The sequence below is a fragment of the Ventrimonas faecis genome, assembly GCF_040096075.1.
Classification (GTDB): domain Bacteria; phylum Bacillota; class Clostridia; order Lachnospirales; family Lachnospiraceae; genus Brotaphodocola; species Brotaphodocola faecis.
The window spans coordinates 26442-43139 of record NZ_JBBMFJ010000028.1 but is presented as its reverse complement, the minus strand read 5'-3'; the positions used below and the strand labels follow the sequence as shown (position 1 = coordinate 43139).

The 16698-nt window shown below is 52.1% G+C and carries 14 protein-coding genes; all 14 read right to left on the bottom strand.

The window, feature by feature from the left end:
• Window positions 1-2 precede the first annotated feature (2 nt).
• Window positions 3-1409 carry an ATP-binding protein gene (locus tag WMO41_RS12505; protein ID WP_349230033.1) on the bottom strand — a complete coding sequence of 469 codons (1407 nt, stop codon included), beginning with the start codon at window positions 1407-1409 and terminating at the stop codon, window positions 3-5.
• Between the two features lie 305 nt (window positions 1410-1714).
• Window positions 1715-2476 (bottom strand): response regulator, encoded by a 762-nt coding sequence (locus WMO41_RS12500; protein WP_177291726.1) that lies wholly within the window; start codon window positions 2474-2476, stop codon window positions 1715-1717.
• Window positions 2469-4139: a sensor histidine kinase gene (locus WMO41_RS12495; RefSeq protein ID WP_349230032.1), complete on the bottom strand. Its 1671-nt coding sequence runs from the start codon at window positions 4137-4139 to the stop codon at window positions 2469-2471. Before WMO41_RS12495 ends, WMO41_RS12500 begins: the two co-directional genes overlap by 8 nt.
• Window positions 4136-5215, bottom strand: coding sequence for an extracellular solute-binding protein (locus WMO41_RS12490; protein ID WP_349230031.1), 1080 nt, complete (start codon window positions 5213-5215; stop codon window positions 4136-4138). The genes WMO41_RS12495 and WMO41_RS12490 overlap by 4 nt, the downstream gene beginning before the upstream one ends.
• 140 nt (window positions 5216-5355) lie before the next feature.
• Complete coding sequence (locus WMO41_RS12485; RefSeq protein ID WP_349230030.1) at window positions 5356-6795, bottom strand: phosphoglucomutase/phosphomannomutase family protein; 1440 nt, start codon at window positions 6793-6795, stop codon at window positions 5356-5358.
• 69 nt (window positions 6796-6864) lie between these two features.
• Complete coding sequence (locus WMO41_RS12480) at window positions 6865-8517, bottom strand: ABC transporter permease (RefSeq protein WP_349230029.1); 1653 nt, start codon at window positions 8515-8517, stop codon at window positions 6865-6867.
• On the bottom strand, window positions 8511-9590 hold the full coding sequence (locus tag WMO41_RS12475; RefSeq protein WP_349230028.1) for an ABC transporter ATP-binding protein: 1080 nt from the start codon (window positions 9588-9590) through the stop codon (window positions 8511-8513). Before WMO41_RS12475 ends, WMO41_RS12480 begins: the two co-directional genes overlap by 7 nt.
• A gap of 127 nt (window positions 9591-9717) precedes the next feature.
• Entirely contained in the window at window positions 9718-10836 is a 1119-nt protein-coding gene (locus WMO41_RS12470; protein ID WP_349230027.1) for an ABC transporter substrate-binding protein, read from the bottom strand.
• A gap of 324 nt (window positions 10837-11160) precedes the next feature.
• Complete coding sequence (locus WMO41_RS12465) at window positions 11161-11661, bottom strand: tRNA (cytidine(34)-2'-O)-methyltransferase (protein WP_118543875.1); 501 nt, start codon at window positions 11659-11661, stop codon at window positions 11161-11163.
• Window positions 11662-11666: 5 nt separating this feature from the next.
• Entirely contained in the window at window positions 11667-12842 is a 1176-nt protein-coding gene (locus WMO41_RS12460) for an aminotransferase class I/II-fold pyridoxal phosphate-dependent enzyme (protein ID WP_349230026.1), read from the bottom strand.
• Complete coding sequence (locus WMO41_RS12455; RefSeq protein WP_118531135.1) at window positions 12839-13321, bottom strand: Lrp/AsnC family transcriptional regulator; 483 nt, start codon at window positions 13319-13321, stop codon at window positions 12839-12841. The genes WMO41_RS12460 and WMO41_RS12455 overlap by 4 nt, the downstream gene beginning before the upstream one ends.
• A 50-nt stretch (window positions 13322-13371) precedes the next feature.
• A complete protein-coding gene (locus WMO41_RS12450; protein ID WP_349230025.1) occupies window positions 13372-14049 on the bottom strand; it encodes an AIR synthase-related protein in 678 nt (225 codons plus the stop codon).
• Between the two features lie 89 nt (window positions 14050-14138).
• Window positions 14139-15698, bottom strand: coding sequence for a VanW family protein (locus tag WMO41_RS12445; RefSeq protein ID WP_494338466.1), 1560 nt, complete (start codon window positions 15696-15698; stop codon window positions 14139-14141).
• Between the two features lie 263 nt (window positions 15699-15961).
• Window positions 15962-16672, bottom strand: coding sequence for a 3'-5' exonuclease (locus tag WMO41_RS12440; protein ID WP_494338465.1), 711 nt, complete (start codon window positions 16670-16672; stop codon window positions 15962-15964).
• Between the last annotated feature and the right edge of the window lie 26 nt (window positions 16673-16698).

Sequence of the window (16698 nt, the reverse complement as noted above, 5' to 3'; positions counted from 1 at the left end):
TGTTACAGATTTGTTGCCAGCGGCAGGGAAAAGATAAACTCCGATCCCACACCCTCCGTGCTGATCACATCAATATTTTCCCCGTGTGCCTGAATGATCTCCTTCACGATTGCCAGGCCCAGACCGGTGCCCTTTTTATCTTTTCCGCGGGACAGGTCAGATTTGTAAAACCGGTCAAATACCTTTTTCACGCTGTCCTTCGGAATGCCGATTCCCGTATCTTTCACCGAAACAAAGATTTTCTCATTTTTAATGCGCGTCTGGATATAGATCGTGGAATCCTGATAACTGAATTTGATGGCATTGTCAATCAGGTTGTAAAGCACCTGCTGGATCTTTCCCAGATCCGCGTAAACCATCTGGATATTATCGGAAAAGGTCAGCTCAAAATTGATATTCTTCTTTTCACAGGTTCCCTCAAAGGAAGCTGCCGTGTCCTTGATGACCCGGTTAATGTCAAAGCTGGACCGTGACAGATACCCCTTGCTGTCCAGAGAGTTTAAGGTCAGCATGCCCTGCGTCAGCTTGGTCAGGCGCTCCGTTTCTGAAATCACGCGGGTTAAGTATTTCTCGTACATCTCCGGCGGAATGGTTCCGTCTATGATGGCCTCCAGATACCCTTTAATAGAGGTCAGCGGAGAGCGGAAATCATGGGAGACATTGGCAATGAAATTTCGCTGGTATTCCTCCAGCTTATTTAACTCCCCGGACATATAGTTCAGGGTTCCTGCCAGATACCCCATCTCATCCCGGCTGTTTAACTCAATCCGGTAATCCAGATTGCCCGCCGCATATTCATTGGCGCCCTCCGTAATCTTTTTGAGCGGAAAGTATACGGTATTGGTGAACACCAGCAAAATGGTCAGCGACAGGATAAAGAGGATTGCTGCCGTTATGTAAACTACATTCAGATTGGAATTGCTCATCTCCCAGATCACGCTCATAGGCAGATGTAGCAGCACGTAGCCATAGGTATTGTAATTTCCCGTAATGGGCGCGGAGACACTTAATACATCGTACGGAAAGAGCCCGTAGTAAGATCCGGTGCAATAGGACTTATTGCCAGTTGCGGTAGGATCAAACCCCTCAATGGTCGTACCAGCCCGCTTATTCTGCTCGCTGTCCACCACAATGATGCCCTGGCGGTTCACTACCCAGATCTCTGCCCGCACAAATTTGGCTACCGCCTGAAGCTGCGGATAAACCGAATCCAGATCCTGCTTCTTCCCCTGGTAGACACTGCTGTAGGCTGACGCGATCAGGTTCGCCTCGTCGTACATGGCCTCAGCCTGATTTTTTACCTGATTTTTGTTCATCAGCTGTGCGGAAAAGGTCGCAATGGACGCAAATCCAAGTAAACCAAACACCAGGTAACCTAAGATAAATTTATAGTAGAGTGAATGTTTCATAAATGCGCGTTACCCCTCATGTTGTAATAGATGTCTGAAACATATCCATTCTAACATAAAATCATGCCGGGAAACAACAAAAAGCACGCCTGGCAGCGTGCTTTTCGTTTAGGAGTTGAGTTTCTGATTTCACGGGTCAGATGAAACCAGACGAAATGTATAGAATATTCACATGTAGTTAGTTGCGGCTAACTGTCATTATATTAGCATAGGCTAACTCTTTTTGCAACCCCTTTTTTCAAATTTTTTCGTATTTTTTTGTATTTCTTTTTGTACGCTCCTCCAATCTGCTGGCCGCGGTCCTTCTACCGGCTTCGGTCCTGATACTCGGATGGAGAGATTCCCGTCATCTTCTTAAACTGGGCGCTGAAATAAGCGGTATCGGAATATCCCACCTGCTCCGCCACCTCGTAAACCTTCACCCGGCAGTCCTTCAGCAGCTCCATGGCTTTTTTCATGCGGTACAGCGTTAAGTAACTGGTAAAGGTATAGTCCGTCTCTTTCTTGAACACACGGCTTAGATATCCTTCGCTGATCTCCAGCTCTCCAGCCACAGTACTGATATTGATATCCTCCCGGAAATGTTCCCGGATCAGCTGCACAGCCTGCTCTACATATTTATTCTTCGTATTTTTCACCGGATTCAAACGGAGCACCGGCATATCCTGCTCCTTTGCGGCTTTTGACTCCCGCGCCTCTTCCTGCCCCTGAATGTGGCGCACCGCCGCCTCCAGCTCGCCGTCCTTGAGTGGCTTTAACAGATAGTCGCTGACTCCAAGGCGCAGCGCGCTCTGGGCATACTTGAAATCGCTGTAGGCCGTCAGGATGATAAATTTAGCCCGGCATCCATTCTCCCGCAGCTTCGCGATCATCTCCACGCCATCCATGCGGGGCATCTTCACATCGGTCACCACAATATCCGGTGACAGGCGCTCAATTAAAGCCGCGCCCTCTTCTCCGTTGGCGGCCTCCCCCACCACCACACAGCCCAGGGCTGACCAGTCAATGGTCAGGATGATGCCCTTGCGGGCCATGGTCTCATCTTCCACCACTACTACTCTATTCATGTTCCACGTCCTTTCGGAATGGCAGGCGCAGCGTTACGGTGGTTCCGTCCTCCATCGCCTCCGCATGCATGCCGTATTCCTCTCCATAGTAAATCTTTAAGATCTGGATCACGTTGTAAAGCCCCAGATGCCCGTCCCGCTTTGCCGGTGCCGGGCTGTTGATCCAGTCCACCATGTCCTGACTCATACCACATCCATCATCCGTTACGGAAATGCTGAGAACACCGTCCTTCTGCGCTGCGTAAATGCAGATATAGCCATTATCACACCCGTCCAGGCCGTGAATGATGGCATTTTCCACCAACGGCTGCAGGATCATTTTGGGAATCATGCTCTCTTCCAGAAGGTCCGGAATTTCCGTCTCATAGAGGAACCTTCCACTGAACCGGATTTTCTGGATGCGGATGTAGCTGTCTATGGTATCCAGCTCCTCCCTCAGGGTAATGAACGGCCTGCTGGAAATGCTTTTCCTTAAAATAACCGCCAGGTTTTCTGCCAGCACCGCGATTTCCGGAATCTGGTTGATCTTGGCGTTCCACTTGATGGTGTCCAGCGTGTTATACAGAAAATGCGGATTTAACTGGGTCTGGTACAGGCGCAGGGTCGTCTCATTTAAATCCTTTTGCTGCTGCACCTTCTCTTCCAGATATGTCTTTAAATCGCGTACCATCCCGTTAAAGCTGTCTGTCAGTCTTCCCAGCTCATCGGTGCGGCTGCTGTGGACACGGATGTTTAAATCCCCTTCCTTAACTTTCTCCATGGCCTTGTCCAGCTGGCTGACCGGCTTTACAATGTTCCGGGTCAGCGCGCCGGAGATCACCATGGACAGAACCAGGCTCAGCAGGGACATAGCCAGAAGCACCGTTCCCATGGTCTGCATGGCCGGGGAGCTGATGGGCGCCTGACGGCACAGGATCACATAAAATCCCCGCGCCGGTTCCTGCGTCCACAGATACTGGGCATCCTCCGCCTCATTCAGTTTTGTCTCATCATAGTCCGGTCTGGAACAGTAAAACGGCCGCATATGGGAATCCAGAAGCCAGATGGTATCCGTCTGGGAATAGAATCCGCTGAATACATTATCGAAATTTTCCCGGGTAAAATCCAGTACCAGGTATCCGGTCCGGGCCCCGCCGGGATTTTCTATCGCGTAAGCTCCCTGCATCAGCACACGGGCATCCGTCAATGCCAGATATGGATCGGTGCGGTACCAGGTCATGCCGTCCTGGCCGGACGCTTTCTTTAAAATGCCCCAGTACATGGGCAGGGAATCCGCCCGCGACAGTGTATCGGTCGTGAACCGCAGCTTCCCGCCCACATCGTACACACTGACCTGGCCATGCCCGTAAATCTCCTGGGATGCCTGATACAGCGAAACGTACATGCCACGCTGCATTTCTACCGTTGTGGTATCGATCATATAGCGGGCCACGGAACCGTTCTTGGTAATCTCCCGGCACGCTTCCTCGCAGTCATCCAGAAGCGCGGCAAACCGGCTGCGGATCTCCGTGATCTGCCGGTTCGCTTCCTGCTCACTCTGGCGGTTCAGGGAAGCCGTAAACAGCCGCACCATAACCACGCTGGTTAACAGAAGCGGAACCAGCGTTACCAGAAAGCAGGACAGAAAGATCTGACCGCGGAACGAAAGAGTTTTATGCTTCATGCTCCGCCCTCCTTTCCGGTGGCCTGCTGCCACAGCGCTTTTGCCCGCTGTTTTGCTTCCGAAAAGGTATCCTGGTCTGCCTCCAGAAGCGGCAGCTTCTCCATGGGATCCAGGCCTTTTTCCGTGGCTGCATCCATCCGCACAGAACGGCGGTTCTGGCTCACCGACATGATCTTCTGTGCATCACGGCTGACCGTAAAATCCAGAAATTCCCGGGCTGCTCCTTCATGGCTGCTTCCCGCCCGGACCGCCGTGCCGTCCAGCACCGCCGCGGTTCCCTCCTCCGGGTAAATGTAATCCACATCAGCTCCGCCGCTGCGAAGCGTCTGGGCCGCTGCCTCCGTGGTCACGCCAACAGAGTAACGCCCGTCCAGGATCCCCTCGTTTCCCTGCTCCACCGTTTTTAAGACCTCGCGATTCAGATTTTCTGCCAGTCTTTCCATATAGTCTTCGCCACTCTGGCTGCTTAGCATAGCTGCCGCAAGCGCCAGGGCAGACACATCGGACTGCTCCGGATCTGCAAATGCCACTCGTCCCTGCCACCGGGGTTCCAGCAGACTCTCCCAGCCCACAGGGAGTTCCCGGTATGTCACCACATTGGTATTGTACATGATCACCAGCGGCAGTACCGAAAAACCAGTCCAGGCATGGTCCGGTGACACATACCGGCTGTCCAGCATTTCTATCGCACTGCTCTCACAGGGGAGCCACAGCGCCTTGTACTCATCCAGAAGTTCCGTGCTCACGCCAAAGGCCAGATCCCATTCTTCCGGCTGAGCCGCCCGACGGCTTCCATCCCTGCTTCTTTCTGTCTGCTTCTGCGCAAACCACCCGCGGACCTCTTCCGATGTTCCGGCCTGCACCTCCACCGTCAGGCCGGTGCGCTCCTCAAATTCCTTCACCACCGGCTCATAAACCGCAGGTTCCAGATCCGTACAGACCACCAGATCCGCCTGCACCGCAGGCAGCGGCTGCTCTGTCCTGCGCCCGCAGCCGGAAACGAGCGCCGCAAAGCCCTGCAGCACCAGTGCCGCAGATACAAAAAAACCTACTGTTCTTACGCTTCTGCTTTTCATCCAGTCATTCCCCTCAGGTTCAAACTCATGTAACTGTTCAGTACCCTCACAGTTACGGGCAAAAATCCCCGTCTTGCGGGTTTCTGCTATTTCATTATATTATAGCAGAAATCCCGGAAAACGGGGATTTTACAGGACATTTACAGCCCCAGGAATTTTTCAAATAATTCGCAGAGCATCACAGCCTCATGCTCCGTCTGCATCTCACAGAAGATGCGGAGCAGCGGCTCCGTTCCGGAGAATCGGGCGCTGACCCAGCCGCCGTTCTTTAAATAGACCTTACAGCCGTCCATATAAGAAATATGGTCAATCTCAAACGGAATCTTCGGCAATGCCTGGTCCATCATCAGGGTCTTATGGATGCGCTCTTTTTCCTCTGCCGTGAAGCGGTACGCGCGTTCTTCCATATGGATCTCGCCGTACTCTTTGCGGATGTCCTCGGCAATCTCGGAAAGCTTCTTGCCGCTGACGGCCATCATCTCCACCAGAAGGGATGCCGCGTAAATGCCATCCTTGCCGTGGATATGGCCTTTCACTGTCAGACCTCCGGAGGATTCACCGCCGATGATGGCATCTGTCTCCTGCATTTTTGCAGAAATGTACTTAAAGCCCACCGGCACCTCATAACATTTCTGACCGAAGCTCTCTGCCACCTTGTCCAGCACATGAGTCGTAGACAGGTTGCGCACCGCCGGCCCGCGCCAGCCGCGGTATTTTAACAGGTAGTAGTACAGCATCACCAGAATGGTGTTTGCGTGAAGGTAATGACCCTTATCATCGATAACGCCCAGACGGTCCGCATCGCCATCGGTGGCAATACCGATATCGCAGTAGCGGTCCAGCACATAGTTCTGCAGGTTGCGCAGCGTGTTCTCTGTCGGTGCAGGCATCTTGCCGCCAAACAATGTATCATGCTGGGAATTGATGGTCTCCACCGTACACCGGGCAATGGAAAGGATAGTGCAGAGCGCTGTCAGGCTCACGCCGTACATGGGGTCGATGGCAATGCGCAGGTCCCGCTCCCGGATGGCATCCAGATTGATGAGGGAGATAATGTTGTCCAGATATTCATTCATGGGATTCATCTCCACTACCTGACCGTTCTTTACCAGCTCCTGGTAGGCGTGCGGCGGCATCTGCCCGTTCTCCTCCGGATCCGGCACGTAGAGCTTGTCTGCCTGCTCCAAATAGCGTTCAATGTCCGCGGTCTGATGCTCATCCGCATCGCGGCCGCCTTTGGTAAATAGCTTAATGCCGTTGTAGATGGCCGGGTTGTGGCTGGCCGTTACCATCATGCCGTAGCTTAAATCGTGCTTCATCACATAGAACATGATGAGCGGAGTCGGGGAGCTGCGGTCCACAAACAGCACCTTAATTCCCTGCTGCCCGAAGATCTCGCAGGACCAGATGACAGCCTCCTTGGAGAGGAAACGCCGGTCATAACCGATCACCACCGGCTTGTTCTCCACATGCTCTGCCTTGATTTTTAAGGACATAGCCAGCGCAAGCTTCTGAATGTTTTCTTTGGTAAACTCTTCGCCAATGATGGCTCTCCAGCCACCAGTGCCAAATTTTATCATAACCACACCTCTCTTTTGAAAGAGCTCCGGCGGCCTCTCAGACCGCCGAACGCTGTAGCTGTTTCAAGATCAGACAACCGATACCCTGCCCTTGCTGACTTTCAGGAAAATCAGCAGGGAAATTACGGTGCTGACGGTCAGAATGGACGCCAGGGCTGCCGCGGTACCAAAGCTGTTTCGTACCACCTCGGTATAGATTGCAACAGAAATCGTACTGGTCTTGCCGCCGTACAGCATAACGCTGGATGACAGCTCATTGATACAGGTGATCCAGCTTAAGATCGCGCCGGAGAGAACGCCCGGTGCCATCAGTCTTGTGGTCACGTTTACAAAGGTCTTCATTGGGGATACGCCCAGGCTGATGGAGGCCTCCTCCACGCTCACATCCATCTGCTGCAGGAACGCACTGCCGGAGCGAACCGTGTAAGGCAGCTTGCGGACGATAAACGCAATAATCATGATCATAGCGGTACCGGTCAGGATTACCGGCTGCTTATTGAAGGCAACGATTAAGCTGATACCAAGAACAGCGCCCGGAATAACGAACGGGAACATGATCAGAAGATCCATCAGCTGGCCTGCCAGGCCTTTCTGGCGCACAACGATGTAAGAGATCAGCATGCCCAGGATGATAATGAACACGATCGCGATGGAGGAAAATACGAAGGTGTTGCGGATATTGGTCCACAGGCGGTTGAAGATCGTCACATAGCTGTCCAGACTGAAGCCCTTCTGGAACCCGGTAAAGTCACACTTGATAAAGCTGCTGACAATGACCACGATCTGCGGCATAATGCCGATCAGGGTAACCAGCATCACCGGCAGAGTAACCAGAAAACGTTTACCACCGTGAAGGACTTCTTCCTTCGGCGGGCGCATGGCAGTCATTACATAGTTTTTGCGGCTCACAAAATATTTCTGCACCAGAAGCACCGTGGTGGAACAAAGCACTACGACTACAGAAAGAGCACTTGCCAGATGGGCGTTGCCGCCGATCTCACTCATGTACTCGTTGTATACCAGAACCGGAAGAACCATGTAGCCTTCACCGATCAGCATCGGGGTACCGAAGTCTGCCAGGCTGGTCATGAATACCATGATGGCGCCTGCCGCGATGGACGGAGCCACCACCGGAAGGGTGATGGTTAAAAGGCGGCGCAGCTTGTTGCTGCCCAGGTTCTCTGCCGCTTCCTCAATGCTGGAATCGATGCTTCCCATGGCCCCCGATGTATACAGGTACACATAGGGGAACAGCTTAAACGTAAATACCAGGATAATGCCCAGCTTTCCGTAAATACTCGGCAGATGAATGCCGATATTGGCAAACAGCTTTGTCACAAAACCTGCGCGGCCAAACAGCATGATCCAGCTGTAGGCGCCGATGAACGGCGGGCTCATCAGACTCATGATGATAAAAATGTGAATGAAGTTTTTGCCAAACACATTATAGCGGGACATAATGTACGCGATCGGAACACCTACTAACAGGGTCGTACAGGTGGTCACGATGGATACAAACAGGCTTCGTCCCAATGCTGAGTAATAATACTTCTTCGTGAAGAACCGGATGTAGTTTTCAAAGGTGAATCCGGCAGTTTTGTTGGAGAAGAAGCTTCGGGTGATCAGGGTGCAGAACGGGTAGATTAAGAAGATCAGCATAAAGCCGATGACTACCACCTTGACCCAGAACCAGAAGTCCAGTTTTTTCCGGGATGTTACCATGAAATCACCTCCTGGGTTGCCGCATCGTATACGCCTACCGCGTTGATGTCAAAGTTAACCTTTACATTCTCTCCGTCCGGGCGGACTGTCTGCACATCCTTGGTGTACTCGTTCAGCTGTAAGGTCTGACCATTGTTCAACTCAATCTCATACTCAATGAAATCTCCCAGGAAGGTGGACATCACGATTTTACCCGGAAGTCCATTGCTCTCATCAAAAAACAGCTGCTCCGGTCTTGCGGAGATGATGCCCTTGCCGGAGAACGGTTTTTTCAGTTTGCAGGTAATGCTGCACTCGTCCTTGATGTTTAAGACTGCTGCCTCCGGATTTTTGCCATCCACCTCACACTCAACGAAATTGGAGACTCCAATGAATCCGGCTACAAAGGTATTCTCCGGTTTCTTGTAAATGGCCTCCGGAGTTCCCACCTGCATGATGTTGCCCTCTTTCATGACGGCGATGCGGTCAGAAATCGCCAGCGCCTCTTCCTGATCATGGGTAACGTAAATGGTGGTAATGCCGAGTCTTCTCTGCAATTTCTTGATGGCAGTTCTCATCTGCACACGAAGCTTTGCGTCCAGGTTGGAAAGCGGCTCATCCATCAAAAGAACTCCCGGCTCAATAACGAAAGCTCGCGCCAGTGCCACGCGTTGCTGCTGGCCGCCGGAAAGCTCGTTCGGCTTTCTGTCCTTTAACTGGCCGATCTGAACCAGTTCCAGTGCCTCCTCTACCTTACCCGGGATCTGATCCTTCGGGCACTTTTTCGCTTTCAATCCATACGCCACGTTCTCGGCCACTGTCAGATGCGGAAAGATGGCGTAGTTCTGGAATACCATGCCGATGTCACGCTTGTGGGCTTCCAGGTTGTTGATGACCTTGTCATCGAAACAGATTTCACCGCCATCCACGCTGTTAAAGCCCGCGATCATGCGGAGCAGGGTCGTCTTGCCGCAGCCGGACGGACCCAGCAGGGTAAAGAACTCGCCCGGCTGAATTTCCAGATCTACTCCGTTTAAGGCTGTAAAGTTCCCGTATTTTTTTACGGCTTTTTTTATGATCACTGCATGACTCATATTCATTCCTCCATTCCGTCAGAACCGAAAAGGCTGCCCGCCCGCTTGGGGCAAGGCAGTCTTTCCGGTTCGCTCAGTTATTTACTTGTTGTATCTTACGATTCATTTTTGTAGTTCGCTCTCAAAATTAATCTACCATGATATCGTTGAAGTGCTCGATATTGGCTTCCTTCTCATTTGCTGCCCAGTCAAAGTCATAATCCACTAAAACAAGGTCTTCCAGTTTTGCCATGCCTTCGCCAACTTCCATATCGCTGCGAACCGGACGGCGTCCCCAGTTCTGGCTCTGCTCAGTCTGGCATTCTTTCGAAGTAACGAAATCGATGAACAGTTTTGCGTTCTCTTCGTTCGGGCATCCCTTAACCAGTGCGACACCATCCGGAACTGCGCTGGTGCCATCCTTCGGATATACAAATCCAACGGACGGATCGTCTGCGTATTTGATTGCGGATTTCTCAATGGTGATACCTACATAGAACTCACCGTCAGCTACCATCTTGTGGCACTTACCGGAGGAGTCAACGATCTTGCCATCCAGGTTATCATACAGTTTCTTGATGAAATCCCAGCCATCTTCCTTGCCGCCGTGGCCAAGAATCATAGTACACAGCTGGGTGTATGCGGAACCAGATTTAGACGGCAGGCAGTAAGCAATTTTGCCCTTCCACTCCGGTTTGGTTAAGTCTTCCCAGGACTCCGGAATGGTTAAACCATCTTTCTCAATTAAGTCTTTGTTATAGAAGATAACCATCGGAAGCGGGCTCTCGCCGATCCACAGGCCATCCGGGTCTTTGTATGCATCGCCGATGAACTCATCGTTTGCACATACATACGGCTGGAAGTACTCTTTGAATGCTGCCAGGGAGTCTGCACCGCCGCCCCACAGGACATCTGCGATCGGGTTTGCGGACTCTGCTGCGATTCGGTTACAAAGCTCACCGGTTCCGGCTGCTACTACCTCAACCTTAATGTTCGGATATTTCTCCATGAAGAGGTTTACGCCTGCATTCAGCGGATCTGCATCATGCGGGGAATATACAACTACGGTGCCGGTGTAATCTTCCGGAGCCTTGTCTGCTTTTTCCTCTTTGGAAGTGTCCTCAGCCTTGGATTCTTCTGCTTTCGTCTCTTCGGCCTTGGTCTCTGCCGGCGCTGCAGTGGTCTCTGCTGCCTTTCCGCCGCCGCATGCGGTCATACTCAGTGCCATAAGTGCTGCCAGTGATGCTGCTAACCAACGTTTCTTCATAATCCTCTCTCCTTTTCACGTCCTAATTAGATTCACGTTCTTATATTACGTTCTCCGGGATGGCCTGCTGTGAGCGAATGAGCAACTGCGCCGCGTTACAGTCCGCGTGTTGCGTGAACTATAAGTTTTTCCCTTAAGATACTCTTATTATATGATGTCTTTGTGCGTTTTTCCATTTGTATTTCTGACTTTTCTTTTGTAATTCTGAACTTTGTATAATAAATTTGTTTTTTATATTATCTTTTTGTGCATTATTTATCTATATTAAAAAAGAGAAAGCGTCTGTCGCTGACAGACGCCTTCTCTTTACTTCTATTTTCACTTTTACACTTCATCTTTCCAGTGCAGCCGGTGCAGATGCCCTTCCATGTTCATCTTCTCAAATCCATTCTGGCGCAGTGCCTCATACAGCACAATGGCCACGGAATTGGAAAGATTTAAAGAACGGATATCACCCCACATGGGAATGCGCACGCAGTTTTCCTTGTGCTCCACCAGAATCTCTTCCGGGATTCCGGCACTCTCCTTGCCAAACATAATGTAGCAGTCCGGCTCGTACTCCACATCGGTGTAGGTTTTCGGTGCCTTGGTGGTGGCCATATAGATCTTCGCCCCCGGGTTGCGGTCCAGGAAATCCTGAAAGTCCGAATATACGGTGACATCCAGCTTGTCCCAGTAGTCAAGTCCGGCGCGCTTTACCGCCTTTTCATTCAGCTTAAAACCCAAAGGCTCAATCAGGTGCAGGCGGGTGTTGGTGGCTACACAGGTCCGGCCGATATTGCCGGTATTCATCGGCATTTCCGGCTCAAATAATACAATGTTCATCTTCTTTACTCCGTTTTTCCGTCCAGGCGGTCCACAAACCGTTTGATGCGGCTTAACGCCTCCTTCAGACTCTTTAAGGAATAGGCATAGGACACACGCAGGAATCCTTCTCCGCAGTCACCAAAGGCAGTTCCCGGTACCACGGCTACCTTCTCTTCCCGCAGCAGGCGGGTGGCAAACTCCTCGGAGGTCATGCCAAACCGCTTGATGCTTGGGAACATGTAGAATGCGCCCTGGGGTTCAAAGCAGTCCAGATTCATCTCCTGGAACGCATTCAGCAGGAAGCGGCGCCGCTGGTCATAGGACTCGCGCATATGCTTCACATCTTCATCACCGTTGCGCAAAGCCTCCACTGCAGCGTACTGGCTGGTGGTCGGTGCGCACATGATGGCATACTGATGAATCTTTAACATCTGTTTTAAGATGATCTCCGGCGCGCAGGCATAGCCCAGACGCCATCCGGTCATGGCAAAGGCCTTGGAGAAACCGTTGATCAGAACGGTACGCTCCTTCATGCCCGGCAGCGATGCGATGGTCACATGGTCTTCCTTCGCGTAGGTCAGCTCCGAATAGATCTCATCGGAAATCACAAACAGGTCTTTCTCGATAACGATCTCCGCAATTTTTTCCAGGTCTTCCCGCTCCATAATGGCACCGGTCGGGTTGTTCGGGAACGGCAGCACCAGGATCTTGGTCTTCGGGGTAATCTTTTCCAGTAATTTCTCCGGGGTTAAGCGGAAGCGGTCTTTCTCCTCCAGCTCAATCGGCACCGGAACACCGTCTGCCAGCACACAGCACGGAGTGTAGGAAACATAGCTCGGCTGCGGGATCAGCACTTCATCCCCCGGGTCGATCATGGCGCGCATAGCCGCGTCAATGGCCTCACTGCCACCTACCGTCACCATAATCTCATGGTCCGGGTCATAGCAGACGTTGCAGCGGCGCTCCAGATAGTTGTGAATCTCGATTTTCAGATCTTTTAAACCTGCGTTGGAAGTGTAAAAGGTACGTCCCTTTTCCAGGGAATAGATGCCTTCCTCACGGATATGCCAAGGCGTATCAAAATCCGGCTCGCCCACACCAAGGGAAATCGCATCCTTCATCTCACTTACAATATCAAAAAACTTCCGGATCCCGGACGGCGGGATGGAAACGATCTTTTCATTTAACGGGTTTCTCACGGTGTAATCAGCATCCTTTCATCCTGGACCTCATCGCAGAGAACGGTTCCGTGGTCCTTATATTTTTTCAGTACAAAATGGGTTGCAGTGCTTAAAACGGAATCCAGCGGAGCCAGCTTGTCGGAAACAAACTGCGCTACCTGGCGCATAGTCTTGCCCTCGATAAATACGGTGAAATCGAACGCGCCGGACATTAAGTACACGGCATTGACCTCGCTGTACTGGTAAATGCGCTCCGCGATCTTGTCAAAGCCCATGCCGCGCTGGGGAGTTACTTTTACCTCGATCAGCGCAACCACTTTTTCCTCGCTGGTGTTGTCCCAGTTGATCAGGGTGTGATAACCACAGATAATGTGTTCTTTCTCCATCTCGGCAATCTCATTGGCGACCGCGACTTCGCTCTCCCCTAAAAGAATCGCCAGGTCATGGATATCGATTCTGCTGTTCTTTTCGATTACCGCCAAAATTTTCTCTCTCATGTTTTGATTGCCTCCTTGTATAGTTGTATATATGTGGAATCTCGATTTTTTCAGGCGAAAAAATCAGGAATCACTTTCGTTATTTCATCGGGCTGCGGACGCTCCAGAAAGCCCCGGCCCTCCTGCACGATCATTTCCCGTGCAATGCCTTTCTTGACCCGGCCGATGACCTGGGCCGGAATATTTTTTTCTGCCAGTGTGCGGACAAGCTGCCCGCCGTTGTCTGCAGTTAAAAGCACACAGCCCTGGCTGTAAAGGCGGTACGGATTTAGCTCCAGCCGCTCACAGACCTCCACCGTCTCCTGACGCATGGGAATCTGGCGCAGATAAAATTCCACGCCGGTCTCATAAGCGCCGGTCAGGTTCCAGATGGCAGTTAAGATGCCACCCTCGCCCGCCGGTTCCCACTCGGCGGCGCCGCAGGCACGCCAGAACTCCGGACTTATCGCGCAAAGCGGCGCATCCTCTGCAGGATTCTCTGCGTCCTGTAATGCTGTCTGTGTTCCAGGCACCGCAGCCTGCCTCCCATCTCCCGCGGCTTCCCGCAAAAGATACCGGCTGCAGCCTGCAATCTCTTCCATATATTCATTGGAAAACCAGCGGGACAGTTTTTCTTTCTCTGCCTCCGCCAGTTTCACCGTTCCCGCGAGTCCCGCATAGCCCGCCACCACCAGATCCTGTCCGGCATGCAGAAGGCCCGTGTTCTCGCGCTCAATCCTTCGCATCATATGATTTCAAACCTTTCACCGCGGATTCCTGTGCCCGCAGGCACATCTGACCGCTTCTACTGCCGCACTTGTTCCAAACTTGCGCTCTTTTACTGCTCCCCAGGACCATCCGTCACCGGAGCTGGTGCTTCTGCCGGTGCGGATCCCGGACCGCCGGAGGAACTCTCTGACGGCTGGCTCACCACGCCAGGACCAACTACCTGGCTCTGGGACGGCTGCGGTGCGGCAGTCTCTGCCGGTGCTGCCTGTTCCGGTGCGGTCTCCGACGGTTGTGCCGGAATCTGGCCCGCTGCCGGAGCAGCTGGCTGCGCCGGGGCTGCCGGACCTACCAGAACAATCGCCTTGGACGGATTGTAAGTATCCGTATGCAGAATGGTGCGCTCTTTCTCCACGCCGTCTACTGTTACCACTTTCCAGAGTCTGGACTTATAACCGATATGCGCGGACTGGACCTGTTTGGTCTGGCCCGGCTTTAAGGAATTGTCCACCTTGCGCTGCGGCTCGCCCGGATCCGTCTTGCTTAAGGTCTCAGAAATGTATTCCACCTTCCGGTTTGCCGGACGGGTCTCCTTGCCATAAATCGTAAAGGTCAGGGTCTTGCCCGCCGTGGTTCCCTCAATGTAAATCGGGGTGCTGTAATTATTGGTAATCTTAATATCTTTATAAGTACCGGCAATGGCCGCATCCATGGATGGCTTTACATAGGTAACGATCATGGAATGATTCTGCCGCTGGGTAATCTCCAGCTCTGCCGCCAGTGACGCATCGTACAGCGTTGTGGCGATCTGGCACACGCCGCCGCCCACACTGTCTACGACCTGCCCGTTCTCGTAAGCCGCTGCCGTAAAGTAACCATTCTCAATGGTAAACGGATGCATGCACTCATAACCGGATAACGTCTCCCCCGGCATCAGCACATGGCCATTGATCTTGGATACGCCATTCGCGATATTGCCGGAACGGGATGCCCCGCTGCTGGCATAGGCCGTGGTACAGGTACCCAACACATCGGAAATAGACTCCAGATCTGCTTTTTTGATCTTCGGCTGCTGCTCACTTACGACCGCATCCACAGAAACTGCTGCACCGTTTTCCTTTTCCAGCGCCTTGTTTAACGCGTCTATGGTGGCCTTTACATCTACCGCCATACCACTCTGCTCCGGTGTAATCTCAAACTTTCCGTTTACACGGGTGATGGCCGCATCCTGCGGCTCGCCCGGCAGGCCGGAACACTGTTCTTCCACAAAGGCCTGAACCACCGTCTCATCGACTCCGGCTTCCAGAGAAATGTGCACCGGTTCTTTTTCCAGATCCTTGCGCTCCATGTACTGGCGGATCAGGCAGCCGCCTGCGGCATACTCCTCCGCCTCCTGCAGCGCGTCCGTGTTTGCGCACGCATAGCCAAGATCTTTGGCTGTAGTCTCTACTTTGTTTCCCACTACATCAAGCGTTATGCTGCGTTCTTCCAGAGCAGAAACATAGGACGCAAATTTCTCCTCTGCCTGCTCCTTTGTCAGTCCGCCCAGCGCAAAATCACCTGCGTAAATGCCCTCCGGAAAGGTTTTTTCTTTCGCGTAAGCCGGAAATGCAAACACACTTCCAAGTATTGCTGCAAAGGCCAGGCCTCCCAGCGCACTCCACTTTTTCATCATTGTCTCCCTTTGTCTGCATTCTGCTGCAACGCTGTGTCCGCGCGCTTTTGCCTGTGTTCCAGGACGTTTTACATCATGACAGATAATGCCATCGGAGCTACCATAGCCACGATCAGGATTACGATCACAACGCCCATGATAATGCGGGCTTTTTTATTGTTATGCATGTTCATCATAATAAAATTCACCTCTTCTTAAATTCTAAAAAGATTGCCCGCCGTTTATTTCTGCGGGCAGATCCATGTTTTTACTGTACTGAATTACCGAATTCTTCCGTACTGGGATATGATCTTATCGGTGATACGGGAGATCTCATTCCTGCTCAGATAGTCAATCTGCACAGGTAAATCTATTTTATGATATTTTAGTAAATACCGCAAGTCCTCTTTTTGCTTTTTGGAAGCCGGCTGTTCCCGTTTTACCTTGTAGATCAGCGGCTTCGCGGCGAAGACCTCCGGAACTTCTGCCCCGTGTTCTTCCACCAGCTTCTGATAGAGCCGGTGGGCGTCAAGCGCATCGCCCAGCGCCCGGTGGGCACTCTCCTGCTGAAGTCCGTAAAAGGCACAGGCCGCGCCAAGGCGCTTGCTCTCCTCCGCCGGCATAAAACGGCGGCAGATTGTCAGGGTGTCAATGCCAGTTTTTTCAAACGACATCCTCTGATTCACGGCAGCCCGTTTGACAAAGCTGTAATCGAAAATAACGTGATGTCCGAGCAGCGGAAGTTCTCCACAGAAAGTAAGAAATTCCTCAAGGATATCCACAATATCCGGCGCGTCTTTCAACATATCCCCGCTGATGCCGGTCAGCTCCGTAATCCGCTCCTCCAGCTCCCGGTGCGGATTCAGCATGGTGTGGAAGCGGCCGGTTTCCTGTCCGTTTTCCACGCGCACTGCGCCGATTTCGATGATCTTGTCCTGTTTGGGATTCAGGCCGGTGGTTTCTAAATCCAATGCAATATAGCTGTTTGAGATCTGCACATCCTGCTTTGCAGCTTCCT

What these genes read in the sequence shown, in the direction of transcription:
- WMO41_RS12470 (WP_349230027.1), bottom strand. Translation starts at nt 10,836, where the DNA reads ATGAAGAAACGTTGGTTAGCAGCATCACTGGCAGCACTTATGGCACTG.
- WMO41_RS12495 (WP_349230032.1), bottom strand. Translation starts at nt 4,139, where the DNA reads ATGAAGCATAAAACTCTTTCGTTCCGCGGTCAGATCTTTCTGTCCTGC.
- WMO41_RS12500 (WP_177291726.1), bottom strand. Translation starts at nt 2,476, where the DNA reads ATGAATAGAGTAGTAGTGGTGGAAGATGAGACCATGGCCCGCAAGGGC.
- WMO41_RS12475 (WP_349230028.1), bottom strand. Translation starts at nt 9,590, where the DNA reads ATGAGTCATGCAGTGATCATAAAAAAAGCCGTAAAAAAATACGGGAAC.
- WMO41_RS12465 (WP_118543875.1), bottom strand. Translation starts at nt 11,661, where the DNA reads ATGAACATTGTATTATTTGAGCCGGAAATGCCGATGAATACCGGCAAT.
- WMO41_RS12445 (WP_494338466.1), bottom strand. Translation starts at nt 15,698, where the DNA reads ATGAAAAAGTGGAGTGCGCTGGGAGGCCTGGCCTTTGCAGCAATACTT.
- WMO41_RS12455 (WP_118531135.1), bottom strand. Translation starts at nt 13,321, where the DNA reads ATGAGAGAGAAAATTTTGGCGGTAATCGAAAAGAACAGCAGAATCGAT.
- WMO41_RS12450 (WP_349230025.1), bottom strand. Translation starts at nt 14,049, where the DNA reads ATGATGCGAAGGATTGAGCGCGAGAACACGGGCCTTCTGCATGCCGGA.
- WMO41_RS12485 (WP_349230030.1), bottom strand. Translation starts at nt 6,795, where the DNA reads ATGATAAAATTTGGCACTGGTGGCTGGAGAGCCATCATTGGCGAAGAG.
- WMO41_RS12490 (WP_349230031.1), bottom strand. Translation starts at nt 5,215, where the DNA reads ATGAAAAGCAGAAGCGTAAGAACAGTAGGTTTTTTTGTATCTGCGGCA.
- WMO41_RS12505 (WP_349230033.1), bottom strand. Translation starts at nt 1,409, where the DNA reads ATGAAACATTCACTCTACTATAAATTTATCTTAGGTTACCTGGTGTTT.
- WMO41_RS12480 (WP_349230029.1), bottom strand. Translation starts at nt 8,517, where the DNA reads ATGGTAACATCCCGGAAAAAACTGGACTTCTGGTTCTGGGTCAAGGTG.